11 protein-coding genes and 2 pseudogenes (1 of these 13 only partly in view) are annotated in these 12,789 nt (G+C 43.8%); 10 read left to right on the top strand and 3 right to left on the bottom strand.

Features of this window, described 5'->3' with window-relative positions; genetic code table 11:
• Both G1ANC_RS00730 and G1ANC_RS00735 read left to right on the top strand, forming a co-directional pair.
• A pseudogene (locus G1ANC_RS00730) lies at window positions 1–1,532 on the top strand (ABC transporter ATP-binding protein); its annotated part reaches 71 nt to the left of the window's first position; the annotation flags it as partial.
• 45 nt (window positions 1,533–1,577) lie between these two features.
• Window positions 1,578–2,414 carry a carbon-nitrogen hydrolase family protein gene (locus tag G1ANC_RS00735; RefSeq protein WP_164997948.1) on the top strand — a complete coding sequence of 279 codons (837 nt, stop codon included), beginning with the start codon at window positions 1,578–1,580 and terminating at the stop codon, window positions 2,412–2,414.
• 15 nt (window positions 2,415–2,429) lie between these two features.
• Here the strand turns inward: G1ANC_RS00735 and G1ANC_RS00740 are convergent.
• Window positions 2,430–2,654, bottom strand: a pseudogene (locus tag G1ANC_RS00740) (YbhB/YbcL family Raf kinase inhibitor-like protein); the annotation flags it as partial.
• A gap of 17 nt (window positions 2,655–2,671) precedes the next feature.
• Between G1ANC_RS00740 and G1ANC_RS00745 the strand changes: the two are divergent.
• Genes G1ANC_RS00745 through G1ANC_RS00780 form a run of 8 tightly spaced genes read left to right on the top strand, consistent with a single transcriptional unit; the run spans window position 2,672 to window position 11,768 of the window.
• A complete protein-coding gene (locus tag G1ANC_RS00745) occupies window positions 2,672–3,271 on the top strand; it encodes a hypothetical protein (protein ID WP_129693129.1) in 600 nt (199 codons plus the stop codon).
• A complete protein-coding gene (locus tag G1ANC_RS00750; protein WP_129693130.1) occupies window positions 3,272–5,596 on the top strand; it encodes a hypothetical protein in 2,325 nt (774 codons plus the stop codon).
• Window positions 5,597–5,631: 35 nt separating this feature from the next.
• On the top strand, window positions 5,632–7,062 hold the full coding sequence (locus G1ANC_RS00755) for a DUF2142 domain-containing protein (protein ID WP_129693131.1): 1,431 nt from the start codon (window positions 5,632–5,634) through the stop codon (window positions 7,060–7,062).
• A 14-nt stretch (window positions 7,063–7,076) separates the two neighbouring features.
• On the top strand, window positions 7,077–8,333 hold the full coding sequence (locus tag G1ANC_RS00760) for a lipopolysaccharide biosynthesis protein (protein WP_129693132.1): 1,257 nt from the start codon (window positions 7,077–7,079) through the stop codon (window positions 8,331–8,333).
• Complete coding sequence (locus tag G1ANC_RS00765) at window positions 8,330–9,187, top strand: NAD(P)-dependent oxidoreductase (RefSeq protein ID WP_129693133.1); 858 nt, start codon at window positions 8,330–8,332, stop codon at window positions 9,185–9,187. The genes G1ANC_RS00760 and G1ANC_RS00765 overlap by 4 nt, the downstream gene beginning before the upstream one ends.
• 12 nt (window positions 9,188–9,199) lie before the next feature.
• The gene (locus tag G1ANC_RS00770) at window positions 9,200–10,183 is read left to right on the top strand and encodes a glycosyltransferase (protein WP_164997949.1); all 984 of its coding nucleotides are present in this window, start codon (window positions 9,200–9,202) and stop codon (window positions 10,181–10,183) included.
• Entirely contained in the window at window positions 10,183–10,977 is a 795-nt protein-coding gene (locus G1ANC_RS00775) for a glycosyltransferase (protein ID WP_129693135.1), read from the top strand. Before G1ANC_RS00770 ends, G1ANC_RS00775 begins: the two co-directional genes overlap by 1 nt.
• On the top strand, window positions 10,974–11,768 hold the full coding sequence (locus G1ANC_RS00780) for an NAD(P)-dependent oxidoreductase (RefSeq protein WP_129693136.1): 795 nt from the start codon (window positions 10,974–10,976) through the stop codon (window positions 11,766–11,768). Before G1ANC_RS00775 ends, G1ANC_RS00780 begins: the two co-directional genes overlap by 4 nt.
• Before the next feature lie 9 nt (window positions 11,769–11,777).
• Here the strand turns inward: G1ANC_RS00780 and G1ANC_RS00785 are convergent, their stop codons facing one another.
• Both G1ANC_RS00785 and G1ANC_RS00790 read right to left on the bottom strand, forming a co-directional pair.
• The gene (locus tag G1ANC_RS00785) at window positions 11,778–12,128 is read right to left on the bottom strand and encodes a hypothetical protein (RefSeq protein WP_129693137.1); all 351 of its coding nucleotides are present in this window, start codon (window positions 12,126–12,128) and stop codon (window positions 11,778–11,780) included.
• Window positions 12,125–12,789: glycosyltransferase family 2 protein (locus G1ANC_RS00790; RefSeq protein ID WP_164997950.1), on the bottom strand; the 665-nt coding region annotated here is incomplete at its 5' end. The genes G1ANC_RS00785 and G1ANC_RS00790, both read right to left, overlap by 4 nt.

Here is a 12,789-nt window from a genome sequence, read left to right on the forward strand (position 1 = left end):
GTTTGTATGTGNTCAGNGCCATTTTCCGCTANATNCAAACCTGGNTGATGACCCAAGTGACNCAGACNGTTACNTTCAGAATGCGCCGGCAATTGTCCGANAAAATCAACCGCCTGCCGCTGAGTTATTTTGACAAGCAAACNTACGGCGAAGTCCTCAGCCGCGTTACTAATGACGTCGATACTATCAGCCAGACGCTCAATCAAAGCCTGTCGCAAATCGTCTCCTCGACGGTGATGGTGCTGGGGATTTTGGTGATGATGTTTTCCATCAGCTGGCAGATGTCGCTGGTGGCGCTATTGGTGTTGCTGCTGGCTGGCGGTGCGGTGACGCTGATCGCCAAAAGTTCGCAAAAACAGTTCCTCCGCCAGCAGACGCAGCTGGGTGAACTAAACGGCCATATCGAAGAAATGTATGGCGGCCATCAAGTGATGCGTGTCTTCAACGGCCAGAAAAAGTCGCTGGCTAAGTTTTCGCGGGTGAACGATCAGTTGCAGGAAAGCGCCTGGAAAGCCCAATTTTTGTCGGGGCTGATTTATCCAATCATGAATTTCATCGGCAATATCGGTTACGTTATCATGGCGATTTTGGGCGGTTGGCTGGCGATTAACGGCCGGCTGAAAATCGGTGACATCCAAGCCTTCATTCAATACATCGACCAATTCAACCAGCCGCTGGTGCAAGTTGCTAACATCGCCAATGTACTGCAATCGACCGCCGCTGCCGCCGAGCGCGTGTTTGAATTTTTGGACGAGCCAGAAGAACAGGCGGAGGGTAAGGATTTGGTAAAATTGACGAACGTCAAGGGCGAGGTTGAATTTGACAATGTGGTCTTTGGCTACAAAACTGACCAAACCATCATCAAAGGTTTGTCGGCGCACATCAAGCCAGGTCAGCGCGTGGCGATTGTCGGTCCGACGGGCGCGGGCAAAACGACGTTGGTCAATTTATTGATGCGATTTTATGAAATTAACAGCGGCGCGATCAAAATTGACGGCGTCAACATCGCTGACATGAAGCGCAGTGAGGTGCGGCAAATGTTTGGCATGGTGCTGCAGGACACCTGGCTATTTAATGGCACGATTCGCCAGAATTTGCTCTACGGCAATCCAACAGCCAGCGAAGAAGAAATGGTCGCCACCGCCAAGGAAGCGCACGTTGATCATTTCGTGCGGTCGCTGCCAGGCGGCTACGACATGGTGCTAGGCGAGGAAGCAACGAACATTTCACAGGGCGAAAAGCAGCTGCTGACGATTGCCCGGGCAATGCTGGCGCGCACGCCAATGCTGATTTTGGACGAAGCCACCAGTTCGGTCGACACCCGCACTGAAGTGCTCATCCAAAAAGCCATGGACAAGTTGATGCAGGGCAAAACCAGCTTCGTCATCGCCCATCGCCTGAGTACCATCCGCGACGCTGATTTGATATTGGTCGTCCGCGATGGCAACATCATCGAACAAGGCAAGCACGACGAACTGCTGAAGCAGAACGGCTTTTACGCCGAGCTGTATAATAGTCAGTTTGCTGAGTGATTAGTTGGGCGTTGATTATAAAAATATAAATTCTATACTATGATCATGAAAAGAATGATCACTGTTGTTGCGGTGCAAATGGAGATTGCGCCGCTGGATATCAAGCGTAATTTGGCAAAAATAGAAAAGCTTGTTGGCGAGCTATGTAACCAACAGCCAGTCGACCTAGTGGTTTTGCCGGAAGATGTATTGACTGGGCCGATTCCGTATAATTTAGAATACGCCTTGAGCGAATCGTCTAGCGAAGTTACGCGTCTATGCCAGATAGCGCGTGAAAAGCAACTTTATCTGGCTGCTGGTTCGTTCATCTGTAAAGATGGTAACAATTACTACAATACAGCGCTATTGATTGATCCGTCGGGAGAGATACAACTTCGGTACCGGAAAAATCATTTATGGATTCCTGAACGTCGATATTTGGTGCCAGGGAATGAAGCCATGGTTGTTGATACGCCGATTGGTAAAATTGGTCTGGCAATCTGTTGGGATTTAGCTTTTCCAGAGTTATTCCGTTCAATGATTAAGCAGGGTGCGGAAGTTATTTGCATTCCATCATATTGGTCAACTGGGGGTAATAAGCCAGCGCACGCTGAAATCAAGGCTTCAAAAATGATGATAGATACGCTTTGTCTGGCGCGAGCGTTGGAAAATGAATGTTTGATAATTTATGCCAATGGCGCAGGAAAGGCTAAATATTACGTGCACGGTAAGATATATTCAGAAAACCAGGTCGGACATTCGCAGATTTGCGCGCCGTTTTATGGCACAGTTGCAAAAATCAGCAGCAATAAGGAAGGTTATATAGTTTACGCTTACGACCGCAATATCGCTGAACGCGCCGAAGTAGTTAACCAGCTTCGTGCTGATATTTCGCGGATGTAAGCCAGAGAGCTGTCTTTAGCCCCGCCGCAAAATATCCAGCACGCCAAACTTTCCAGTCAGCACAGCCTGGTCGATAATGTGAGGCGTGAGAGCGGCGATGAGTTCTTTAGGCTTGGTGCTGTCTGGTAAGTCCAGTGTCGTGTCCAGCGCGTACACATAAAATTGATAACGGTGCGTGCCAAACGGTGGTTGCGGCCCGCCCCAACCAGGCCGGCCCCAGCTGGTAACGCCTTCGACGGCGCCCNNGGGTAATGACTATGAAACAGAAAAAAACTTCTAAACTATCACGCAAAAAAATCATCATCATATCACTAGTGGCGGCAATTGTGATTGCCGGCTCGTATGTGGCGGCAGCTTACTATAATAAATGGCTGCCATTCTCAGATCAGGACAAGGCCTTTACGGTTGACGATCAAGGTCGTGGAGTAAATCCAAACAAAACTAAAACTGAGAAAAAAGATACCAAAAATGTCGAGGATAACCCAGACAATAAGTCGGCTCGACCAAATACTGACGTGACGCCGCAGCCAGGCACTGATCCTCAGACAAAAAAACGATCAGTTTATGTGCTGATGACTAGTGTTGAACAATCAGTTGATAAGCACACCATTACGGCTAGTGGATTTGTGACAAACGCTGTTGAACAAGATGGTAGGTGCACCTATGTGTTTACATTGGGCAATCGAGTTGTTAAAAAGACAGCCGGAGCAATTCCTGGCCCAAGCTCAACATCATGTGAAACGATGCGCGTGAGTAGGGATGAACTGGGAGCTGCTGGTAAATGGACTGTATCAATTGAATATGCGTCAGGTAGGTCTCAAGGGGTAGCTGATAGTATGACGGTGGTGGTTGAATAGATGAAGAAAGTATTAGGATTATTACTGAGTGTAACTTTTGCAGTTATTATCTCCCAGGGAGCTGGGGCTTCAGGCTTTAACCCAGGCAGAATTATTGATGATGAAATCTTTTATGATTCACGGGCTATGGGTTCTGCGGCGGCAGTACAACGATTTATCGAGCAACACACACCAGCGTGTGACACCTGGGGTACTGGGCCTTCTGGTCACGGCAATACCAAAGCCCAGTACGCAGCACAGCGTGGCTGGCATGGTCCACCATATGTTTGTTTACAAAATTATCACGAAAATCCAAACAACGGCGAAACCTCCTTTGATCGTGGCGGTGGTGCTTTTCCTGGTGGTATTAGTGCTGGCCAGATCATCTGGGATGCTGCGCAGCGATATCAGATAAATCCGCAAGTGTTATTAGTGATGCTACGAAAAGAGTCAGCAGGTCCACTGTTTGCTGATTCGTGGCCACTAAGGTCACAATACAAATATGCCATGGGATATGCCTGTCCTGACAGTGGCCCGGGATATACTGCTAATTGTAGTTCAGAATTAGGCGGGTTTTATAAGCAGGTGAATAAGGCCGCTTGGCAATTACGAAAATATCGCAATGAAATCCAAAACTATAATTACCGACCAGGTCGAGTCAATAGAATTTTATATAACCCAAACCCTGCTTGTGGCTACCGAGATGTGTATATCGAGAATTACGCAACGGCTAGTTTGTACATCTATACGCCATACGTGCCAAACGACGCAGCGCTGGCGGCTTATCCTGGCACGGCACATTGTGGGGCGTATGGTAACCGTAACTTCTTCTATATGTTTAGGGAGTGGTTTGGTAGCACCCACGTCAACAGTACCTTACTAAGATCTCATGATAACGCAACAGTTTACTTGGTGTCTGATAATGTTAAGTATCCGGTGCCGAACTATGACATTTTGGCGGCATTATCTCCTCTGGGTGGTGTTGGTTTTGTATCTCAATCGTATCTAGATAAAATTCCGACAGGCCAAGTGGCAAACCGATTAATGCGATCACCTGACGGCACGGTGTATTTCTATGATTCTGGTATCAGACTGGCGTTTACAACCTGTGCCATGGTGGCGCAATACGGCATGGATTGTGGCCATAGCATGCTACTCACCGAGGCACAAGTAAATAAGTTCTATCACGGTCCGCGCATGGGGCATGGTTATAAAACAACTAGTGGTAAGCGATTCTATATCCAAAACGGTACGCGCCGTGAAGTTTTGGACGACAAATCACTAGCTCTGCAGCAATACGATCAAGGATATAATGTGCTGGGTGAATCAGCTATTCAATATCTACCATATGGCGCACCAATCGTTAGAGAGGCAGCGGTCGTGAGAAATAGGGATACCGGTCATCAAAAACTGATTAGTAACGGCACATTACATAACATCAGGCATTCTGAATATGTCGATCAAACTCTGCAATCACTCGGTGGTGGTGTGTTGCAACAAGAAAGCATCAACAAACTACCGCAAACTAGCCAAACGGTCGATGATTATGTTAAAAATCCAGCCGGGGAGACATTCCTCATCACTAACCAGGGCAAAAAGAAGGTGACAAAACCACAAGATATACCAGTCAGTCCGCTGGCGCTATCGGATGAAACAGTCCGCTCATTGCCGGGCGCTGGGGCGCTGGACGATATTGTAACCCTAAAATCGTCAGACAATGGCACGGTATATGTCATGGAATCACGCCAGAAACGACCGATAGTTGCCATGGAAGATGTATTCGCCATCACTAAAACCGAGCGACCAACTATTGCCTGGCTGTCGGGTGAAACTATCCGAAAAATTCCTTCTGGAAATGTAGTCTTTGCGCCAGGTAAGATGGTAAAAGCACCTTCTAACGGTACGGTATATGTTTCCGATGGATATGACACACTCATCCCATTGTCACACTTTGATCAAGCTGCTGATTTGGGTGTCAATGGCGCCATCCGTCAAGTTGATGACAGGGTGGTTGAAAAATATAAAGTCAGCAACCGAGTCTTGTCTCCATATGTCAGCTGCGAAGGACGCAACTATCTGGGTATGGGCGGTAAATTATATGAATTACACCTACCGTCACAAAACCCATATCCACTACAGAGCAAAACATGCGCCATGCTGGCTAAAGAAGCAAAACTACCGCAGTTCGTGGGTGATCCAGGTGGTACCATCTATCATCTGAAAAATGGAACCTTGCACCCGATTCGTAGCTGGCAGAAATTTGTTGATCTTAATAAAGAAAACCTCCCTATCGTTAAGATTTCTTACATAACGGTTGGTCTATTGGCTAAAGGTGAACTCATATAGCAAAACAGCGAACATAAGTGTATAATTAGTGCTATATGAATACGGTGCGAGAGAGGCTTGATAGTGTCAAGAAAAGGTTAGTGTTGTTGTGTGGTCAGCCACATAAAGTTTACCTTATAATTGGATTAATTGGCGCATTAGGCTTTGCGGTCATCACCCCTCCATTTCAGGGTCCTGATGAGCCGGAGCATTATATTCGCGTGCAATACATCGCGCATGGACATGTTATACCAGTCAACCCAAAAAGCACTGGCGCTAGTTTGCCAAAATCTGTTGGTGAGACGCTGAGACTAACGTTCTATGATGATGAGATTCGTGGTTTTTCAGCTAAAAAATATGATTTTAATCGTACCAAACAAGCTGTCAAAAAATCATTGAACCCAAGTGAGCGATATCAACCGCCCATGGTTTCATACAATTTCCTAACCTATTTACCAGCTATTCCGGGGGTATTTTTGGCTAACGTCTTTAATGTCAGTCCGGTTGTTTCTCTATATGTTGCACGAATATTATTAGCCCTAGCATCAGTGATAATAGTTTATTTTGCCCTTAAACTAATACCAGTTAAAAAGTATTTATTTACGTTTGTCGCGCTACTACCGATGATGTTGTTCCAGCAATCTATGGTAGGAACGGATGGAGTATCTTACGCTATATTGTTGTTGTTCCTTGCATATACGCTACGCCTGTATGTACAGTCGACCGATATCCAGCGTAGTCAATGGATTAAACTGGCTTTACTATGTGGTGCAATTGTTTGGTCTAAACCATTACTATATCTATTTTTGCCGCTGATTATCATTTTGGTGAAAAAGAAGCATTTTTGGCGTTGGTCAATTACGGCTGCAGTTACAAGCATATTATTACTTGGAGCTAATATAGTGATGGCAAATAACGCAGGCGAATATGAATACAGAAGTGATTCATTGCCTCAAAATATACAATCAGATAAACAATTACAGAATCTCAAAGAACACCCAAAGCGAGGCCCTCGTGTTTTGTGGAATTCATATATGACATCATTTGGTGATGATGAATCTCGAGGCGTAGTTGGTACTTTTGGTGCAGCTGATACGTTATATCCACTATGGATGGGTTATATATACATCTTTGTGTTAGGGATGACAGCAACGGTGTCGTTAGGAAAGGACAAGAGTAAGCTTACTATCCCGAACTCTTGGCGTTGGTTAGCTGTAGGTTTGGCCGCGGTGCACTTTGTTGCAGTTAATGTAGCTATCTATCTAACGTATACACCATATAACTTTGACATCATCTACGGAGTCCAAGGTCGCTATTTCTTGCCAACACTTATCATAATTTTCATGGCGATATTTTTGGGTCGAGGAGCTGAGCTAAAACCGCAAGATAAGAAAAATATCATCACAATCTCATCACTGATTATCTTATCGTTGGTGATGATGGCGCTATTGATAACGTTCCAGCGGTATTTCATGTATACCCCGTAACGTGAGGCGACTGTATGCAAAATATCAAAAAAGATTATCTCTGGAACTCGCTGGGCTCACTGTTGCAGAGTGCGATCTCTCCGGTATTACTAATTGTCATCACTCGACTAAACGGCATTGACGACTCTGGCTTGTTTTCGTTTGCATTGTCGCTTTCGGTGGTATTTTGGGCAGTATCCCTATGGGGTGGTCGGACATATCAAGTATCTGATGTTAAGCAGGAATTTTCGAGTGGCGGCTATGTTGCTGTACGCTTCGTCGCATCACTCATTGTGGCAATTTCCGCAGTAGTGTTTTGCGCCCTGAACGGATATAACGCTACAAAAACAGGCTTAATTATGATTTTAGTGACCTTTAAAATCCTAGAATCAATCGCTGACTCGCTGTATGGTATTTTACAAATTCATCATAAGTTATACGTCGCTGGTATATCATTAACCATGAAGGCAATGCTTGGTTTTGGGGTGTTCATGGCGGTTGACATTGTCACCAAGAATGTCATATACGGTACGTTGGCAATATTACTGGTTAATGTGCTTATCGTATTCCTCTACGATATACTCTGGGTGCGACGCGTTGAGACTATCAGTATAAGTAAAAAATTATGCAAAGAATATATCGCTCAAGCTATTGCCATCATGAAACACACGTCAGCGGTGTTCGTTGTAATGTTTTTGACGATGTTTTCACTCAATATTCCGCGGTATTTTTTGGACAAGTTCCATCCTGACCAAATTGGTTATTTCGGCATTATGGCGATGCCAATTACGCTCCTTGGACTTTTCATATCGTTTATCATTCAGCCCAATGTCGTGAATCTGTCTGAACTATTAGCAAAAGGAAAGTTGAAGGAATTTGCACGAGTTGTCAGTAAAATGAATTACATAACTTTTGGGATGGGCGTGCTTTCGGTTGTTCTAAGCTATCTGATTGGTGTCTGGGTGCTTAATACTATTTTTGGCATCAATATTAATAATTTCCAACTCGATTTAACAATTATTGTTATCGGTGCAGCGGCAAATGCTTTTGTGTCGATTTATGTTAACCTGCTAATCATCATGCGTCGGTTCAAAGGACAATTCTACACATTGCTACTCACGGATATTTTGGCGGTAGTGGTATCCATGTGTCTGATTGAGCGGTTGGCGATGTTGGGTAGTGTGTTGGTTTTTATGATGATTAGCTTGTTACAAGTGACACTTCTGTTAGTTATCTACAAGCGGTCGCTAAAAGATGCTATAATAATTGACAAAGATGAAGGGGAGTTATGAGTAAAAAATACGTAATCTTAGGAGCAAGTGGACAACTAGGTAAGGCATTGTGTACCATGTTTCCAGATGCTAAGGCATTATCACGAGAAGAGTTGGATATAGCCGATGAGGAACAAGTAAAGGCGTTTGACTGGTCAAAATATGACGTTATTATCAATGCAGCAGCTTTGGTTAATGCTGATGGTTCTGAGACAGACGAGTTGCGTGCTAAGACGTGGCTAGCTAATGCTTATGGTCCACGCAACCTCGCCAAAATTGCGATTGAGCAAAACAAAACCCTTGTTCATTATTCGTCAGATTATGTTTGGGATGGTCGTGAAAAGAACCATCAAGACGATGAAGTTGTTGCACCGCTACTGGTCTATGGAGAAAGTAAAGCGGCAGGTGATTTGGTTGTTAGTTTGGTACCAAAACACTACATTATGCGAGTGTCATGGGTTGTTGGCGACGGCCACAATATGCCAAAAACTATGAAAAACTTGGCGGATATGCGTATCAATCCAAAAGTCGTCGATGACCAATTTGGTCGGCTGACGTTTGCGTCAGAGATCGCTCGAGCTACCAAGTATTTTTTGGATAATAACGTGACATACGGACTGTATAATGTATCAAATAGTGGTCCAGTCAAATCATGGTATGAGATTACTGCTGACGTTTTTGAGTATGCTGGACATGACCGTAATCGTGTGCAGCCAATCTCTACCGAGGAGTACGCTGCCAATAAGCCAGGTTTTGCACCGCGACCGCTCAATAGTGATATGGATTTGTCAAAATTGCGTCAAACGGGTTTTACACCAAGTGATTACACAGGCCTGTTGAAAGATTATGTTAACCAGTTACCGGTGAATGAATAGGAGATAGTGACCGTGAATAAAGGAATTCTAAACGTTATATATCAGAGTGATGACAATTATGCGGTAGTGAGTGCAATTTCTATTGTGTCACTTTTAGAAAACAACAAACATTTGAAAGAGATTAATATTTTTTACCTCGGACACCAGCTCAAAAAAGCCAGCATCAATAAATTCAACAAAATGGTTGGTAACTACCAGAACGCCACAATTACGTTTGTTGATGTCTCAAGTTACCCTGATGAGCTGAAAGAGATCGGTGTCAAGGCTTGGAAAGGTTTGTATATTACGTGGTATAAAATGCTGGCGTTTGCTAAGCTTGATATCAAAACAGACCGAGTTTTATACATTAACCCACACACGGTTATCAGCGGAGCACTCGATGGTCTTTTAGAGCTTGATTTTGAAGATAATGTAATGGCGCTGTCATATGACGCTACCATGGTGAATGCGCATAAAGATGTCATCGGCCTGAAGCCAACCGACGGCTACTTTAACTGCGGAATTATGCTGATTAACCACAAAAAATGGATGAAAGATAAGATTGATGCTAAGATGCGCGAGCATTTGCGGCACAATCATTATGAGGTGGCTGATCAAGATTTGTGTAATGTATTTTTCAAAGGCAAGATCAAGAAGGTTGGTGTGGAATATAACTTTTCGACCGTTTTCTATGGCTATGACATTAAAAAATATATCAAAGCTAACGGTTTCTTGTCTGAAAGCTTTTATAGCTATGATGAGATCATGGAGAGTTACTATACGCCGAAGATTATTCACTCACAGTTTGGTATGAATGGTCGGCCATGGCAGCAAGGTAACGAAAACCCAGTTGGTATTTTATGGCGTAAGTATCTACATCTGACGCCATGGAAAAATACTACAATGCCAGTAGCCAAAAAAGATATGAACTGGCGACTGTATGATTTGTTACCACAATCGATAATCGTTAAACTGTATGCGTGGGCGGTTAATCGCAAATTTGCAAGGAAAAAATAATGAGCAGTAAATCGCAACATACCTTTGTCGTCTTAGCCTATAAAGAATCACCATTTTTGGAAGATTGTATTAAATCTGTGATGAACCAGCAATATAACAGCGATGTTGTAATTGCTACATCAACACCAAATAATTTTATTGATGCTATCGCTAAAAAGTATGACCTAAAAGTGATTGCTCGACCAGAAAAAGACAGAGGCAAAGGCGCGGCGAGTGATTTTGATTTTGGGCTGTCAGTTTCTAAAACCACACTAACCACGGTCGCTAACCATGATGAGATATATGACTATAATTATTCTTCAGAGGTGGTTGCGTATTATGAAAAACACCAGGATAGTTGCATTATCTTTACCAGGGCATATGATATCAAAGGTAACTTTGCGATTACTAAGTCCTTGAATTTAGTTATTAAAAACATGCTCTGCTGGCCGCTGGCAATTTCCAAAAAAAGTCGATTTACCAAAAGGTTACTTCTGTCGTTTGGCGATCCAATTTGCTGTCCAGCCGTAACTTTTGTAAAAGGTCACTACAAACTCCCGGTTTTTGAGTCTGATTTGATAGCAACGTTTGATTATTGGGCATGGGAAAAATTGTCTAAAAACGCTTATGGCTTTGGGTGTATCAAAAAATCACTAATGGGTCATCGCATTCACGAAGGTTCAATCACCACCAAAGCGATCGGTGACAATGCTCGTGCCAGGGAAGAATATATGATCTTGTCAAAGTTTTGGCCAAAACCGATAGCTAAAATCATCTCATCAGTATATCGACTCAGTGAGCGGAGTAACGGGTGAAGATTGCTATCACTGGAGCAAGTGGATATATTGGGCGTCACATTGCTGCGCTAGCTAAAAAGAATGGCCATGAGGTAATAGCTATTGATAGGTCGAGTGATATCGATATTTTTGCTCAACACGATAATGTATTTGAAGCGTTACAAAAACCGGATGTTTTACTGCATTTAGCCTGGCGAGATGGCTTTCGACATAATTCACCAGAACATATGAAAAATCTCTCTCATCACTACGAGTTCTTGCGGTCATATATACATGATGGTGGCAAGAATGTGGCTGTGATGGGTAGTATGCATGAAGTTGGTTACTGGGAAGGCGCAATCGATGAGCAGACACCATGTAATCCACTGTCTCAATACGGCGTTGCTAAAAATGCCTTACGGCAAAGTATAATGCTGCTCGCAAAAGATCACGACATTAGCTTATATTGGCTGCGTGGTTTTTATATCTACGGTGATGATATTGGTGGTCACTCGATATTTTCTAAAATCGCACAAGCTGCTACTGACGGTAAAACTGAGTTTCCTTTCACGACAGGCAAAAATAAATATGATTTTTTGCATATTGATGAATTTTCAGACCAAGTATTGACAGCCATCACCCAGGATGATATAACAGGAATTATCAATATTTGTTCTGGTAAACCGGTGAGCTTGGCAGAGCGAGTCGAACAATACATACAAGACAATCACTACAATATCAAGTTACAATATGGAGCTTTTCCAGACAGACCATATGATTCGCCGGCAGTTTGGGGTGATGACTCAAAGATAAGAATGATCAAAGGCTAGATAGTACACCTATTTTTTAGACAGTCTGATCGATAATTCTTGATGTAGGTCACGCAGCCTACGTTCGTTTTGGTCGATACGTTGGCGCTGTGTGTTAGCGATATAGAATAGTAGGATGATGGTGGTGGTTTGTAGAATATCAAACAGGCTGAGTTCTGATGAATCAAGCGGCGGATGCCCAAGTGAGATGTTATACATCGGGAATGAACCGACTAGTACAACCATGATGACTAGCCAGATGATGAGTTGATGACGAAAGCGTGCCGTGCTGACCTTGCGTAGTTTGTATTGAGTGATGATATTGATCAGTGCCGCCAGGATAATCGGCACATTAAGTAGTACGAGGATAAGGTATCTCATTCGAATAACTCCATTAGGCGTTGCTTGAACAGTCGTTTAACAATGTTGATGGCGTTCCAGTTATTTTGACCTTTGGCGCGAGAATAGTCAGTGTAAATTGCTTTGATCGGGTATTCGGAAATAACCATACCTGCTTGTTTGGCGCGCCAAATCATTTCTGAACAAAACTCATAACCAGTCGATTTCCAGTCAAGGTTGTCAATCGCCTTTCGTGAGTAAACCCGCAGACCAGATTGTGAATCGGTAACATTGATGCCAAACAGGGCGTAGGTGATGAAGCTGAGGCCTTTATTTCCCAGAACCTTCGTTTTAGACATACCTTCACTGTTGATGAGTCGACTACCAATGAGCAGGTCGGTATCAGAGGTGTCGCTTTGCCGAATCCCCGCCAGAACATCATCTGGGTCGTGCTGACCATCAGCGTCCATGGTGGCGGCGATATCGTAGCCGTGCTGCCGTGCATAGGCAAGACCAGTCAATGTGGCACCGCCAGCACCAGAGTTTAAAATGTGATCAACGGTGATGGCACCACCTTTTTTAGCTTGTTCAAGTGTATCGTCTTTTGATCCGTCATTAACGAGTATCACGTCAATCAAATAGTCTTTTTTAGCTTTTGAGAAAACTTTTTTGGTTTTTTTAATTACAGCTTCAATGACAGCCG

Source organism: Candidatus Nanosynsacchari sp. TM7_ANC_38.39_G1_1 (assembly GCF_004138385.1).

What these genes read in the sequence shown, in the direction of transcription:
- G1ANC_RS00735 (WP_164997948.1), top strand. Translation starts at nt 1,578, where the DNA reads ATGAAAAGAATGATCACTGTTGTTGCGGTGCAAATGGAGATTGCGCCG.
- G1ANC_RS00745 (WP_129693129.1), top strand. Translation starts at nt 2,672, where the DNA reads ATGAAACAGAAAAAAACTTCTAAACTATCACGCAAAAAAATCATCATC.
- G1ANC_RS00750 (WP_129693130.1), top strand. Translation starts at nt 3,272, where the DNA reads ATGAAGAAAGTATTAGGATTATTACTGAGTGTAACTTTTGCAGTTATT.
- G1ANC_RS00755 (WP_129693131.1), top strand. Translation starts at nt 5,632, where the DNA reads ATGAATACGGTGCGAGAGAGGCTTGATAGTGTCAAGAAAAGGTTAGTG.
- G1ANC_RS00760 (WP_129693132.1), top strand. Translation starts at nt 7,077, where the DNA reads ATGCAAAATATCAAAAAAGATTATCTCTGGAACTCGCTGGGCTCACTG.
- G1ANC_RS00765 (WP_129693133.1), top strand. Translation starts at nt 8,330, where the DNA reads ATGAGTAAAAAATACGTAATCTTAGGAGCAAGTGGACAACTAGGTAAG.
- G1ANC_RS00775 (WP_129693135.1), top strand. Translation starts at nt 10,183, where the DNA reads ATGAGCAGTAAATCGCAACATACCTTTGTCGTCTTAGCCTATAAAGAA.
- G1ANC_RS00785 (WP_129693137.1), bottom strand. Translation starts at nt 12,128, where the DNA reads ATGAGATACCTTATCCTCGTACTACTTAATGTGCCGATTATCCTGGCG.